Source organism: Micromonospora sp. WMMD964 (assembly GCF_029581455.1).
Lineage (GTDB): Bacteria > Actinomycetota > Actinomycetes > Mycobacteriales > Micromonosporaceae > Micromonospora.
Map to the genome: position 1 here is coordinate 5107774 of NZ_CP120860.1, position 14944 is coordinate 5122717.

A 14944-nucleotide genomic window follows, 5' to 3' on the forward strand; every position below is an offset into this window, starting at 1 on the left:
GACCTACTTGGCGAAGCCGGCGAAGCCCGCCCGGAGCACACCGTCCGGGAAGACCTGCAGGCCCTGGATCTGCTTGCTGACGGCGGTCAGGTTCCGCTGCCGGTAGAGGTAGATGAGCGCGTCGTCCTGCTGCAGCAGGGTGACCGCCTGCCCGTACAGCTTCTTGCGCTCCTCGACGTCGCCGGCCTGGCGGGCCTGGGTCAGCAGGGTGTCGAGCTGCGGGTTGCTGTAGCCGGCGACGTTCTGGCTGGCCCCGGTGCCGACGAAGTTCGTGATGTTGGCGTCCGGGTCGATGCGCCCGCTCCAGCCGAGCTGCAACAGCTCGAAGTTGCCACGGTCCTGCTCGTCGAGCAGCGACGAGTACTCGACCGGGTTGATCTTCAGGTCGAACCCGCCGTCCTTGACCATGGACTGCAGCGCCTGGGCGAGCCGCAGCGTGTCGGGGGTGTTGGAGGCGAGCATCGTCACCGGGTACGGCGTCGGCACGCCCGCCTCGGTGAGCAACTGCTTGGCCTTGGCGGGGTCGTGCGCCGGGCAGGTCTGCGCCTCGGGCGAGGAGAACGGGCTCGCGGGCGAGATCGGCGAGCAGGCGGCGGTGTGCAGGCCGTTGAAGACGGCGTCGACGAGCGCCTTGCGGTCGATGGCGTGCTCGAACGCCTGTCGTACCTTGGCGTTCTGCGCGAGGGGTCGATTGATGGGCTTGGGCGCGGTGCCGACCCCGTCGACGTTGCCGACGTTGATGGTCAACCCCTGGTACCCGAGGGACTGCGACTGCAGGACGGAGACCGCGGCGTCCTGCCGCAGGGAGGCGACGTCCTGGGTGGACACGCTGTCGGCGACCTGCACGTCGCCGGAGCGCAGGTTGGCGGCGCGGATGCTCGCGTCGGTGAGGATGCGCCACGAGATGGCGTCGAGGTGCACCTTGCTCGCGTCGTAGTAGTTCGGGTCCTTCACGACGTCGATCGAGTTCTGGGGCACCCGCTTGGCGAACTTGAAGGGACCGACGCAGACCGGTGCGGAGGCGAAGTCGTCGCCGAGGCTCTGCAGCGCCGTGGCGCTCATGATCATGCCGGCCCGGTCGGCGAGGGCGCCCAGCAGCGGCGCGAACGGTTGCTTCAACCGCAGGACGACGGTCTGCGCGTCCGGGGTGTCGACGCCGTCGATGGGACCGAGTTCGCTCTTGCGCGCCGACCGGGAGTTGGTGAGGTGGCGTTGCAGGGTCGCCTTCACCGCGGCGGAGTCGAACGGTGTGCCGTCGGCGAAGCGGACGCCCGGGCGCAGCGGGATGGTCACCGTCCGGCCGTCGCCGCTCGTGGTGGGCAGCGCGGTCGCGAGCTGGGGTACGACCTGCGCCTTCTCGTCGACGTCGTAGAGCTTCTGGCACATCGCCTGGAAGACGTAGCGGGAGTAGAGGCTTCTCGACAGCGTCGGGTCCAACGCGTCGGGCTCGGCGGACAGGGCGATGACCAGCTTGCCGCCCTGCTTCACGGCGGCCGGGTCGGCCGGCGTACCGAAGGAGTCCTGGCCGGCCGACTGGTTGCCGCCGGACTGGTCGTCGCCGCCGCTGTCGGACACCGGTGAGCAGGCGACGACCGCGCAGACGACGGTGGCCGCCACGACCGCGGCCCGCAGAAAACGGCTCGTGTCGCTGACAAAGAGGTTCGTCATGGAGAGCTCCTCGAATGGGCGATTCGGGGAGCGTATGTTGTATACGATGACCGCCGCAAGACCTCCCTGAATGGCTTTCCGAAGCCCGGCCGAACCCCTTCGCGCTCCGGCGGCGATCAGCTCGCGGTCCGGGTCCGGCCGCCCCGCACGAGGCTGAGCAGGACGACCAGCGCGAGCACCGCCACCACCGCGCTGAAGATCTCGCCGGCGGGCCGCAACCCGATCGTCTGGATCAGCAGGCCGACCCCGACCGCGGGCACGCCGAGCATCGCGAACAGGATGGCGAAGAAGGTCGACACCGCCTCGGCCCGGTGCTGCGGCGCGGTCTTCATCGTGATCGTCGCGACGCCGTCGCCAACCGCCACACCGGACGCGACCCCGACGACCGCCGCGCTGACGAAGAGCGTCGCCAGCAGGGCCATCCACATGCTGAACGCGAGCAGACCGGCCCCCACGACCAGCCCGACGCAGGCGTAGGCCAGAGCGGCGCGCGAGGACAGGACGCGGGTCAGCAACTGACCGAACGCGGCACCGGTGAAGGCCACGAAGACCACGAGCGCGGCCAGGGTGTGCGACCCCTCGTGCAGGACCATGCCGAGGAACAGGCCGGTCACCGACGTCAGCACTCCGAGGGCCGCGAAACCCGCCCCGGCGGTGATCGCCGAACGGACGAAGTCGCCCCGGATGGCCGGCGGCACCGACAACCGTTGCACCCGCAGGGTCACCGGTGAACGCTCCCGCACCGTCTCCGGCACACCGCGCATCACGATGATCGCGATCACCGCCAGGACGAGCACGATCGCCCAGGGCAGCCGGAGCGGGTCCGGGGCCACGTCGGACACGATCCCGGACAGCAGCGTGCCGGTGGCGAGACCACCCAGGTTCGCGAAGATCGACACGGTGGCGGCCCGTTTCGGATGCCGACGGCTGATCAACTCCGCCAGCGCCGCCGTCGCCGCGCCGATGATCAGCGCGGCGGAGAGACCGGCGATGATCCGACCCACGATGATCATCGCCAGGTCCACGGCGAACAGGAAGACCGCGTCGGCGGCGACCGACAGGACCAGCGCGATGAGGATGACCGGACGACGGCCGATCTGGTCGGAGAGCCGACCGAGAACCAGCAGCCCGATGACCACGCCCAACGCGTACAACGCGTAGACGACGGTCACGGTCAACGACGAGAACCCGAACTCCATCTCGTAGAGCGGGTAGAGCGGGGTCGGCACGGTGGTGCCCACGAGCGTGATCCAGAACGCGAACGAGACCCGTGCCGCGCCGGACGGGGAACCGGACCGTGTCACAGGTACAGCATGGTCTCGGTCCCGGACCGAGGTGCGCCAACCGACCTAAACGCCCTCATCAGGTGGTGGGACAGGCGCGACGCGGTGGGAGGCGGCCGGGACCGCGCGCCTCCCACCGCGTACTCCTAGGAGTTGTACGCCTGCGCCGTCACCCGGGCTCGACGGGCCAGGCCGGGCCGCGCGGGCCACGACACCCGCACCTCGCGGGTCTCCCCCGGCAGGAGCCAGAAGTAGTTGTCGTCGTAGCGGGCCGGCAGAACCCTCGCACCATGCTCGTCACGCACGGCGAGCCGCACCAACGCGGCGACCGTACGGCCCTGGTTGCGGACCGTCGTGGTGACCGTGTTGCGGCCGTCCACCACACGCACCGTGCCCGAGGACGTGGACAGCCGGGTGCTCGGCAGGTCGTTGAGCGCCCGCATCTGCTCGGCCTTGTCGTAGCGCCAGTAGGTGTTCTCGGTGAGCAGCCGGTCACGGCCGTCGCGCAGCTCCAGGCGGACCAGGTGCAGCCCGCCATCGTCCGGCGCGGCGAGCGGGAAGACCGCCGTCGTCGCCGAACGGGCCACGTCCACCCGCTGCCGCTGCGGCGTCCCCACCTGCCGACCGAACAGGTCGTACCGCCGGGCGGTGACCGTCACGCCGGTGAGCGCCGCCGCGGTGTGGTTGACCACCCGGACCTGCCAGGTGCCCGGGTCGGCCTGCACGTGCAGCGGCTCGCAACCCTTGCGGGCACCGTAGTAGGCGCCGTTCACGTCGAGGTCGTAGTCGTAGGTCTGCCAGACCGTGCTGTGCCACGCCGGGTGCGACATCCACAGCAGCAGGCCGGTGGCGTCCTGCCACAGGTTGGCGTTCCACGCCTCGAACATGGCGCGGTGGCTCTCGTAGTTGACGAACTGCGCCCGGGTGGCGAACTCGTCGAGCGAGCCGGACTCCCCGAGCCGCGCGTCGATGGCCGCCTGGTACGTCCCCACGCGCTGGTTACCGATCGTCGACCAGTCGTGGTAGTTCCACACCTCGCTGATCGGCCACTCCTTCGCGTCACCGACGAGGTTGCGCATGCTCTCCGCCACCGACACGACCGGCATGCCGATCTCGGTGTGGAAGCCGAAGGAGTCGGCCTCGTACATCGTCACGTCGGTGTAGGTGCTCGGGTCGACCCAGTGGTACGGCCCGCGCCCGCTGACGATGCCGCTGGCGGAGTTGGGGATGTAGAGGATCTCCGGGTGCTCGGTGCTGACCGCCTGCTTGAGGCCGGCGTCGACGATCGGCGGCGGGTCACCCTCGTTGGCGCCGCACCACACCACGATGCTGGGGTGGTGCCGGAACCGACGGATCGTGTCGGCGGCGATGTCCACGTAGCCGGGCGGGTTGGGCAGGAACCCGCCGGCCTGCCAGAAGTCGTTCCAGACCAGGATGCCCTGCTCGTCGCAGGCCCGGTACAGCTCCTCGCGGTTGCTGCTGCCGAGCCAGTTGCGGATCATCGTGAAGTTCATGTCGCGGTGCATCTCGACGGTGTCGGCCAGCCGGTCGGGCAGCACCCGGCGCAGCAGCTCGTCCCAGCCCCAGTTGCCGCCCCGGGCGAACACCGGCACACCGTTGACGGTGATCTTCAGCTCGGTGATCTTGTTGCTGACCGACTTCACGTCGGTCCACGACCGCCCGTCGTCCGACACCTGGATGACGAAGTCGCGGGCGTACGCCTGCTCCCAGACGATGACGACCTGGTCGAAGGTGACCGGTGCGCCGAGGTCGACCTGGATCCACTGGTCGTCCTCGAACTTCGACGACCACCGGGTGCGGGGGTTGCCGTCGACGGCCCGGTCCGGTCCGTTGGAGTCGCCGTCCGACGACGACGCGCTGGCGACCTTGCCCAGGGCCAGGTCCACGTCCGGCTCGGCCTGCCGCCGCACCGAGAGCGTCCACATGGACACCCCCCACGAGGTCACCCGCGCACCGGTCTGGATGCGCAGGTGCCGGGCGGTCCGGCTGGCGAACGTCTCGACCTGCTCGGCGCGGCTGCCCAGCGGGGTGTCGTTGCTGACCGACGTCACGTCGGTCCAGGTGTCCCCGTCGGCGGAGACCTGCACGCGGTAGTCCAGCGCGTACGCCTGCTCCCAGACGATGGTGACCCGGTCGAAGTCGACAGCCGCGCCGAGGTCGACCTGGATCCACTGGTCGTCTTCGGCCTTCGAGGCCCAGCGGGTGGTCGCGTCGCCGTCGACGGCCTTGGCGGCCACGTTCGTGTCGTTCTCCGCCGACGAGGCGGTCGCGTCGCGGCGCAGGGCGAGGTCCGGGCCGGTGCCGTCGGCCACCGACAGCGCGTACATCGAGATGCCCCAGCCGGTCGCGCGCTGACCGGCCTGGATGCGGACGTGCCGGGCGTGCTGCCGGTCGAACGTGACGGTCTGGGTCGCCGCCCCGTCGACGAAGTCCAGGGCGGGTTTGCCGGGCGGCGAGATCACGATCGGCTGGTGCCAGTCGTAGGCGAACTGCCGGATGCCGAAGCGCAGCTCACGCCGGTCGCTGACCGCGCGCTTGACGGTGGCGGTGAGCGTGAGGTCGTACAGGTGGGGGTCGCCGTAGCCGTTGGGCCACCACAGCCGGGGCTTGCGCAGGCGCAACGCGGGGAAGCGCTCCGGGGCGAAGGTGACGGTGGTGCTCCCGCCGGCGGGGACGGTGACGGTGGACTCGACGCGTACCTTGTCGAACTCGGCGCGGACGGTGACCGTGGTGGCGGTGGCCGTCGCGTTGCGGACCGGCACCCGGATGGTGACCTCGGCGGTGTCGGTTTGGGGCAGGTCCGGCAACGTGGTCTGCACGTGCGGGTCGCCGACGACCACGGCGCCGGTGCTGCGCAGCCGGACGTGGTCCCAGAGGCCGGTGACCCGGTCGCGGACGGCGGGCATCCAGTCCCAGCCGGACACCGCCAGGTAGGTCGGCGCGTCGAGGTAGTGGTGGGCCGACTGGAGGAAGGTACGCCCGTCGGGGCCCTTGTCGCCGGGGGTGCCCTGGTGCGGCATCGGGGTGACCCGGACGGCGAGGACGTGCTCGCCCCGGTGACCGGCGAGGGCGTCGGTGATGTCGAAGGCCGCCCGCGCGAAGGGGTGCTTGACGCTGCCGACCTGCACGCCGTTGACCCAGGCGGTCGCCTCGTGGTTGATGCCGTCGAACTCCAGCCAGATCCGCCGACCGGCCGACGTGTCCAGCCCGCGTGGCAACCGCAGGGCGCGCCGGTACCACCAGGTGTGCCGGGACAGCGCCTCGGGGATGCGCATGTTGTTGAAGCCGGACACGGGGTCGGGCAGGTGGCCCTGCTCGACCAGGGTGCCCAGCACGGTGCCGGGCACCGTCGCCGGCAGCCAGGACCGGACGTCGACGCCGGCCCGGGAGAGTTCGGCACCGTCGGCGGTGCCCGCGAAGTCGTCCATCGTCAACGACCAGCCCGACTCCAGCGGCACCGTGCCGTCGGCGGCGACGGTGAGCGCGGGGGCCGGACCGGTGTTGCCGTCCTCCCAGCTCGTCCAGCCCTCGGCCGTCGGCCGAGGCGCCAGGGGCACGCCGTACACCTGGAAGCCGTTGAGGCCCACCGGGTTGCTGTTCGAACGCTTCGTGGCGGTCATGCGGATCCAGCGGGCGTCGACCGGCTCGGGCAGCTTGATGGCCTGCACGCCGCCCTGACCCTCGGTCGTCTCGTAGACCGACCGCCAGGTGTGGCCGTCGGTGGAGACCTCGATCCGGTACGCCGTGGCGGCGCTGGAGAGGATCTCGTCGCCGTCGGTCTCGGTGTAGTTGCCGTCGAACGGCCCGTCGGCGAGCGTCGCCTCGAAGACCAGGGTGACGGCCTCGACCCGGCAGAGCGCCTGCAGGTCCACGGAGATCCACTGTGGATCGGCGTTGCCCGCCGCCCGCCAGCCACTCCCCCGGACGCCGACCTGCGGCAGACCGTCCACGGCGAAGGTCGCGGGCGTCGGCGCGTAGTCGGTCGAGGAGACCGCGACCGGCCGGTACCGGGCGAGGTCGGTCGGCTGCGGGGTGGCAGGCGGCGTCGCCGGGGCGGCGGCTACGGCCGCGTCCGGGAGGACCGCGGCCGCTCCGACCGACGCGAGCAGCGTGGCTCCGGCGGAGAGGAAGGTACGCCGCGACAGGGACGATGGCTCGGACATTCTGCCTCCAGACGTGACAACGTTGTCAGACGAGGGTCTGTGACAACGTTGTCAGATCGTGGCCGCATGTTTCGCCGGAGTCAAGAGGCCGAGTCGATCGTGATCACACGAACACGGATACGCACGGTGATCCATGTCGGACCGCACCAACCGGCGTGGCCCGGCCCGTCCGGACGTCCTGCCACCGCTGCCGGTGATCGGATTCGGCCAGGCACCACGATCCTGCCCGATGGGTTGGAGGCGGCGAGGTTTGGCGGGGTCGGTTGGCACGCTGCCTGTGGAGCTGATGTCGCAAACGAATCAGCTCGGTTGGTCGCAGCCCTCGGGGATGAATTTCCGAACCATGACCCTCAGCCGTCGACGGGCGAACATCGAGGCTGATGTCGCAAACGATTCAGCTCCACAGGCACCGACCGACACCCTCGGCCCACGCGGCGCGGAGCGAGCGCAGGATGCCGCGGCCACCGGGTGAGGATGACGGGCGGTCAGCTCGTCGCCGGGCCCTCGCCGCGCCGACGGTCGCGACGGTGGTACTCGGGCCGGAGCTTCGCGGCGGCGAACGCCCCCTTCACCGCCGCCGAGAGCGCGACGATGTCGTACGCGCCGTGGTGGCGCCGGCCGTTGATGAAGAAGGTCGGGGTGCCGGTGACCCCGCTCAGGTCGGCCGACTCGACGTCCTCGGCCACCCGGTCCACACCCATCCGTCCGGCCATGTGCTCCCGGAACATGTCGAGATCCAGGTCGAGCTGCTCGGCGTAGCCCAGGATGTCGGTGGGGTTGAGCGCGTCCTGGTGGGTGAGGAGCAGGTCGTGCATCTCCCAGAAGGCGCCCTGCTCCCCCGCCGCCTCGGCGGCCTCGGCGGCGAGCTGGGCGTGCGGATGGACGTCGGTGAGCGGCAGGTGCCGCCAGACGTACCGGACGTTGGCGAAGTCGGCGAGCATCTCCCGCACCACCGGCTCGGCCTGCCCGCAGTAGGGGCACTCGAAGTCGCCGTACTCGACGACCGTCACCGGCGCGTCGAGTGACCCGCGCATGTGGTCGCGCCCCGACTCGACCGGAAGCTTCAGGTCGACGATGGCCTCGGTGACGCCGAGCAGGGCGCGCGCACGTCGCATCGGCGAGAGTCGGGCGACGGCACGGAACACCAGCCAGGTCACGACCGACGAACCGACCGTCGCGACCAGGATGCCGAACTTCGCCTCGTCGAGCGCCGGACCGTGCAGGGCGTGGGTGGCGATCAGGAGGGCGACGGTGAAACCGATACCGGAGACCGTGCCCACTCCCGCCACGGCCACCCAGCCGACAGGCGGCCGGAACCGGTTGCCGCTCAGCCGGGCCACCAGCCACGAGGCGGCCACGATCCCCGCCGGCTTGCCGACGACGTACGCCGCCACGACGCCGAGCGTCACCGGGGAGGTCAGGGCCCGGGACAGCAGCTCGCCGTCGAGCATGATCCCGACGTTCGCCAGGGCGAACAGCGGCACGATCACGTAGCTCGCCCACGGGTGGTAGAGGGTCTGCAGCCGCTCGTTCGGCGACAGCGCCGAGGTGAGACCGGCCTGGGCCATCCGGGCGAGCTGCGGGGTGGGCTGTTCCCGGAAGAGGCGGAACTGGTCGCTCGCGCGCTGCAGCTCGTCCCGCCCGGGGGCGTACGCGTACGTCAGCAACCCCATGATCAGGCCCACCACGACCGGGTCGACACCGGACTCCGAGACCGCGACCCAGGCTGCCAGCCCCAACAGCGCGTAGACCGGCCCGAACCGCACGCCCCACGCCCGGACGACCAGCACGACACCGAAGATCACCGCCGCGACGAGCAACGCCGTGGTCGAGGGGTGGTTCGGGTACGCGATGGCCAGCACCGCGATCGCGACCAGGTCGTCGACGACGGAGACGGTCAGCAGGAAGCCGCGCAGCCGGTCGGAGAAGCGTGGTCCGAAGACGGCCAGCGCACCGAGCGCGAGCGCCGTGTCGGTGGCCATCACCGCACCCCAGCCGGCGGCGGTGGTCTGCCCCGCGTTGAACGCGAGGTAGATCCCGATCGGCACGAGCATGCCACCGACCCCGGCCAGCAACGGCAACGCCAGTCGCCGCCGCTCCCGCAGCTCGCCGATGTCGAACTCCCGACGCAACTCCAGGCCCGCCACCAGGAAGAAGACCGTCATCAACCCGCTGTTGACCCAGGTTCGCAGGTCGTGTGACACCGGCCAGTCGCCGAGCCGCACGGAGAGGGACGTGCTCCAGACCGACTCGTACGACGACGGGTGCAGGTTGGCCCACACGAGCGCCACCACCGCGGCGACCAGGACGACCCGCGCGCCGCCGGTCTCGGTGCGCAGGAACGCGCGCAGCGGAGCGTTGAACCGCCCCTCCCAGACGGTCCGGTTGGTCATCATCCGGCGCGGGCTGTTGCTCGTCACGGGACAATCTTCGTTGACCCGACCGAGACGCGGTCCCGATTGAGGCAATGGCCGACCGACCGTCGTGGGGCGGGAATCCCTACTCCTCCTCGGTGAACACGGCGGCGCGGCGCTGCCGGATCGCCGGGAGGACGGCGACCACGAGCGCGGCGACGGCCAGGACCAGGAACACCGCGGAGAGCGGTCGGGTCACGAAGACCGACGGGTCGCCACGGGAGATGATGAGCGCCCGTCGCAGGTGCTCCTCCAGCAACGGGCCGAGGACGAAGCCGAGCAGCAGCGGCGCCGGCTCGCACCCGCACTTGATCAGCAGGTAGCCCAGGATCCCGAAGAACGCGATCGCGTAGACGTCGTACGCGTTGAAGTTCAGCGAGTAGGTGCCGATCGCGGCGAACAGGATGATCATCGGGAACAGCACCTGGTACGGGATACGCAGCATGCGCACCCAGAGGCCGATCAGCGGCAGGTTCAGCAGCAGCAGGATCACGTTACCGATCCACATCGACGCGATCAGACCCCAGAACAGCGCCGGTTCGTCGTTGATGACGTTCGGGCCGGGGGTGATGCCGTGGACGATGAACGCGCCGATCATCAGTGCCATCACCGGGTGCGCGGGCAGACCCAGGGTGAGCAGCGGGATGAACGACGTCTGCGCGGCGGCGTTGTTCGCCGACTCGGGACCGGCGACCCCCTCGATGGCACCGTGCCCGAACTCCTGCGGCCGCTTCGAGACCCGCTTCTCGACGGCGTACGAGGTGAACGACGCGAGCACGTGGCCGCCCCCGGGCAGGACACCGAGCGCCGCGCCGAGACCGGTGCCCCGCGCGATCGGGGCGACGATCCGACGCCGGTCCTCCCGGGTCGGCCAGAGGTTGGTCACCCGGTTGACGATCGCCGTACGGGTCTGCTCGTTCTCCAGGTTGCGCAGGATCTCGGCCACCCCGAACAGGCCCACGGCGACCGACACGAAGTCGATGCCCCCGTACAACTCCCGCTGCTCGAACACGAACCGGGGCGTCCCGGTGTAGATGTCCTGGCCGACAGTGCCGAGCAGCACGCCGAGCGCGATCATCGCCAGGGCCTTGAGGGCCGTGCCGCGCGCCAGCGCGATCGACACGATCAGGCCGAACAGCACGAGCGAGAAGTAGTCGGCCGGGCCGAACTTCAAGGCGACGCCGGCCAGCGGTGGAGCAGCGGCGGCCAGCGCCACGGTGGCGACCGTACCCGCGACGAAGGACCCGATCGCCGCGGCCGCGAGGGCCGGTCCGGCCCGGCCCTGGCGGGCCATCTCGTGCCCGTCCAGCGCGGTGACCGCCGCCGACGACTCACCGGGCAGGTTGATCAGGATGGCTGTCGTCGAACCCCCGTACTGCGCGCCGTAGTAGATGCCGGCCAGCATGATCAGCGCCGTGACCGGCTCGAAGCTGAACGTGATCGGCAGCAGCATCGCCACCGTCGCGGTCGGCCCGATACCGGGCAGGACACCCACCGCGGTGCCGAGCAGCACACCCACGAAGCAGTAGAGGACGTTCTGGACCAGGAGGGCCGTCGAGAAGCCCAGCGCGAGGTTGTCGAGGAGTTCCATGCCTCAATCCGGATGCCGCGTCAGAACACCAGCCACGGGCCCCACAGGGGAATCCGCAGCTGGAGTCCGACGACGAAGATGAGCGTGCTGGCCACTGTCAACCCGGCGGTCACGGCCACCGCCGTGAGCAGCCGCACGCGTTTGCTGGCCAGGGTCGTGAGCAGGGCGGTCACCGCCGTCGTCGGGACGAAACCGAGACGCCGGACGGTGAAGCCGAAGAACAGGACCGCGAGCACGATGACGGCGACCGCCCGCCACGGGACGGGTCCGAACGAGATCACCTCACCGGCGACGAGGCCCTTCCCGACGATCGCCAGTCCCAGGGCGACCACGGCCGCGCCCACCAGCAGTGGGAAGGCACCCGGGCCCATCCGCGTGGGGGTGCCCAGCTCGTAGCCGAGCGCCCCCACCACGAACGCGCCACCGATCAGGACGAACACGCCCCCGGCGAGGACGTCCGGGAACGACCGACGACGGTCCACCTCAGGACACCTTGACCCCGGCGTCGGCAATGATCTTCGCCCAGGTGGCGAGCTGCTCGTCGAGCTTGGCCCGGTGCGCCTCCGGTGTCGCGTCCTGGGCCGGGACCGGGGCGGTGCCGAGCTTCGCCATCTGCTCGATGACCCCCTGGTCGGCCAGCGCCACCTTCAACGCCTCGGACAGCTTCTGGACGATCTCCGGCGGCGTGTCGGCCGGTACGTAGAGCCCGTGCCACACGCTGACCTTCAGCTGCGGCAACCCGGCCTCGGTGGTGGTGGGCAGGTCGGGAAGGCTCTTCACCCGCTCTGGGGTGGTGACCGCGTACGCCTTCACCTTCCCCGCGGCGATCTGGCCGCTGGTGTTCGTCGTCTGGTCGCACATGAAGTCCACCTGCCCGCCGACCAGGTCGGTCAACGCGGGGCCGGTGCCCTGGTACGGGACCTCCTGGAGCTTCACACCGGTGGCGGTCTGGAACAGCAGGCCGCACAGGTGGGAGGCGGCTCCGATGCCCGCGTTGGCCAGCGTGACAGTGCCGGCGTTCGCCTTCACGTGGGTGACGAGGTCCGGGAGCGTCGCGGGCGCGAAGTCCTTCCGGGCGACGATCGTCATCGGCACCTCGGTGACCAGACCGACGGTCTCGAAGTCGTCGAGTGGCTTGTAGCCCAGGCTCTTGTACAGGGCGGGCGCCGTCGACATGCCGATGTGGTGCATGAGCACCGTGTAGCCGTCCGACTTGGCCCGTGCGACCTGGCCGGCACCGACAGTGCCGCCGGCACCCTCGACGTTCTGGACGACGATCTTGCCGCCGAGCTTCGCCGCCATCGGCTCGGCGATCATGCGGGTGACCGTGTCCGTCGGTCCGCCGGCGCTGAACGGCACGACGATCGTGATGTTCTGGTCCGGGTAACCCGCGGCGTCGCCTCCGCCGGTGGCGCCCCCGTTTCCGGAGCAGGCCGCGACGAGCCCGACCACGCCGAGCGTGGCGATCATCCGTCCGGTGGCGCGGTATCTACTGGTCGTTCCCATACGGCGGTCCTCCCCATCAGCGCATGGACATCCCTCGGTGTCTTCGACAACCCAGTCTCTGCTGGTCGGGGCACGCATGGTGTCAGAGAAATCCCAAGAACTCGCGGACCGCGCGAGCGCCGGTCCGGGCCGTACAATCCGCTGGTATGCGGATAACCGTCATCGAGGATGACGACCGCGTGGCGCGGGGTCTGGTGACCGTCCTGACCCAGGCGGGCTTCGAGGTCCACCGGGTCGCCACGGCTGCGGAGGCGGTGCGCGCCGCGCCGTCCGACGTCGTCCTCGTCGACCTGGGTCTGCCCGACGGCGACGGGCTCGACGTGATCCGCAGGTTGCGTGACCATCCGCAGACCGCCGTCATCGCGGTGACCGCGCGGTCCGAGGAGCACGAACGGGTCCGTGGCCTGCGCGCCGGGGCGGACGACTACATCGTCAAGCCGTTCGGCATACCGGAACTGCTCGCCCGGATCGACGCCGTGCTGCGGCGCACCCGTGCCGCCCGCGCCTCCGGCCGGTCGGACGCACCGTTGGTCCTCGGCCCGGTGCGGATCTGCGTCGGCACCCGTGAGGTCGCCGTCGACGGCACCCCCGTGCCGTTGACCCGCAAGGAGTTCGACCTGCTCCTGCTCCTGGCCCGGCGGGCGCCCAACGTGGTCAGTCGCGACGTCATCCTCGACCAGATCTGGGGTGCGGCCTGGGAGTCGTCGAGCCGTACCCTGGACACCCACATCGCGGCGCTGCGGCACAAACTCGGGCCGGGAGTGGTCATCCGCACCGTCCACGGCGTCGGCTATCGGCTCCTGGCCGACCAGCCGGAGTTGATCGGCTGACGCTGTGCACCGCCGCCTGCTCGTCGTCCTGGTCCCCCTCGCGGTGCTTCTCGTCACGGCGCTCGGGGTGCCGCTCAGCGTCACCGTGGCCGAACGGGAGATGCAGGAGACGTACGTCAACCGGCTCGACGACGTCGGCCGGTTCGCCTCGCTGGCCGAGACCGCACTGTCCACCGGACGGACCGAGGCGTTGCAGCAGGAGCTGACGCGCTACCACGACCTCTACGGCATCCCGGTCGCGCTGATCGACACGTCGGGCACTGTGCTCCTCGGGCCGGCCGACGCGTACGAGGAGGCGGCGCGCACCGAGCCGGCCCTGCCCCGGATCGTGACCGCGGCACTGGCCGGTGCCCGGTCCGAACCGTCCTGGGAGTGGGCGCCGTGGGCCGACTCCGCCCTCGTCGTGGCGGAGCCGGTGGGCCGGGACAGCGAGGTCGTCGGCGCCGTCGTGACGATCTCCGACCTGTCCAGGACGCGTGAGCTGATCCTCGTCCGCTGGGCCCGGCTGGCCGGGCTCGGGCTGCTGCCGTTGGTCGCGCTGGCGGCGGTCGCCTGGCCGGTGTCGGCGTGGGTGCTGCGGCCGGTACGGCAACTGGACGCGGCGACCTCGCGCATCTCCGCGGGTGACCTGACGATCCGCGCCGACGCCGAGGCCGGGCCGATCGAGTTGCGGCGGCTGGCGCAGTCGTTCAACACCATGATGGACGCCGTCGAGAACGCCGCGCAGCGACAACGCGCGTTCGTGTCCGACGCCTCGCACCAGCTGCGCAACCCGTTGACCAGCCTCCGGCTCGCGGTGGAGAGCCTCGCGCCACACCTGCGACCGGAGGGCGACGGTCGGCAGGTGTACGACGTCGCCGTCGACGAGCTGAAGGCGATGCAGCGGATGCTGAACTCGTTGCAGGCCAGCGCGCGGATGGAGAGTCTGCGGACCGCGTCGCCGGTGGACCTCGACGAGGTGCTGGCGACCCGGGTCGACAGGTGGCGGGCGCTGACGGCCACGGCCGGGCAGACGCTGACCGTCGACGTACCGCCGGGTCTGCGGTTGCTGGAGCCGCCGGGCGGCCTGGGCAGCATCCTGGACGAGCTGGTCAGCAACGCGCTGCGGCTGTCCGGCGCACGGGTCGTGGAGGTGGCCGCCCAGGTCGTCCCCGGTGGTGCGGGCGTCGTGGACCGTGCCGCGGCCGTGGTGGCGGTCGCCGTCCGCGACGACGGCCAGGGCATCGACGGGTCCGAGCGGGCCCAGGCGTTACGACGGTTCTGGCGGTCGCCACAGCACCAGAACGTGTCCGGGACCGGCCTGGGGCTGGCGATCTGCGCCGACCTGATCGGAGCGGCCGGGGGCGAGCTGCGCCTGGAGGACGGCCTGCCGCGTCCGGACGGCTCCGGGCACGGTCTCGCCGCGGTGGTGGTGTTGCCGGTCGTGGCGCAGGTGGTGTCGCCGTCCGACGCTCCGGCGTCGATCTGA

At 70.9% G+C, this 14944-nt stretch carries 9 protein-coding genes; 2 read left to right on the forward strand and 7 right to left on the reverse strand.

Features of this window, described 5'->3' with window-relative positions:
- Nucleotides 1-3 precede the first annotated feature (3 nt).
- The 7 genes from O7616_RS23395 to O7616_RS23425 all read right to left on the reverse strand — a co-directional run bounded on the left by O7616_RS23395 (nt 4) and on the right by O7616_RS23425 (nt 12646).
- The gene (locus O7616_RS23395) at nt 4-1668 is read right to left on the reverse strand and encodes an ABC transporter substrate-binding protein (RefSeq protein ID WP_282303948.1); all 1665 of its coding nucleotides are present in this window, start codon (nt 1666-1668) and stop codon (nt 4-6) included.
- 116 nt (nt 1669-1784) lie between these two features.
- The gene (locus O7616_RS23400) at nt 1785-2972 is read right to left on the reverse strand and encodes an MFS transporter (protein ID WP_282303949.1); all 1188 of its coding nucleotides are present in this window, start codon (nt 2970-2972) and stop codon (nt 1785-1787) included.
- 125 nt (nt 2973-3097) lie between these two features.
- The gene (locus tag O7616_RS23405; RefSeq protein ID WP_282303950.1) at nt 3098-7135 is read right to left on the reverse strand and encodes a discoidin domain-containing protein; all 4038 of its coding nucleotides are present in this window, start codon (nt 7133-7135) and stop codon (nt 3098-3100) included.
- A gap of 485 nt (nt 7136-7620) precedes the next feature.
- Nucleotides 7621-9531, reverse strand: coding sequence for a Na+/H+ antiporter NhaA (nhaA, locus tag O7616_RS23410; RefSeq protein ID WP_282307706.1), 1911 nt, complete (start codon nt 9529-9531; stop codon nt 7621-7623).
- A 103-nt stretch (nt 9532-9634) separates the two neighbouring features.
- A complete protein-coding gene (locus O7616_RS23415; RefSeq protein WP_282303951.1) occupies nt 9635-11140 on the reverse strand; it encodes a tripartite tricarboxylate transporter permease in 1506 nt (501 codons plus the stop codon).
- Between the two features lie 20 nt (nt 11141-11160).
- On the reverse strand, nt 11161-11622 hold the full coding sequence (locus O7616_RS23420; RefSeq protein WP_282303952.1) for a tripartite tricarboxylate transporter TctB family protein: 462 nt from the start codon (nt 11620-11622) through the stop codon (nt 11161-11163).
- 1 nt (nt 11623) lies between these two features.
- The gene (locus O7616_RS23425) at nt 11624-12646 is read right to left on the reverse strand and encodes a tripartite tricarboxylate transporter substrate-binding protein (RefSeq protein ID WP_282303953.1); all 1023 of its coding nucleotides are present in this window, start codon (nt 12644-12646) and stop codon (nt 11624-11626) included.
- 146 nt (nt 12647-12792) lie between these two features.
- Here O7616_RS23425 and O7616_RS23430 point away from each other — a divergent pair, with 146 nt between their 5' ends.
- Nucleotides 12793-13476, forward strand: a complete 684-nt coding sequence (locus O7616_RS23430; RefSeq protein ID WP_282303954.1) for a response regulator transcription factor — start codon at nt 12793-12795, stop codon at nt 13474-13476.
- Nucleotides 13477-13480: 4 nt separating this feature from the next.
- Nucleotides 13481-14944 (forward strand): HAMP domain-containing sensor histidine kinase, encoded by a 1464-nt coding sequence (locus tag O7616_RS23435; protein ID WP_282303955.1) that lies wholly within the window; start codon nt 13481-13483, stop codon nt 14942-14944.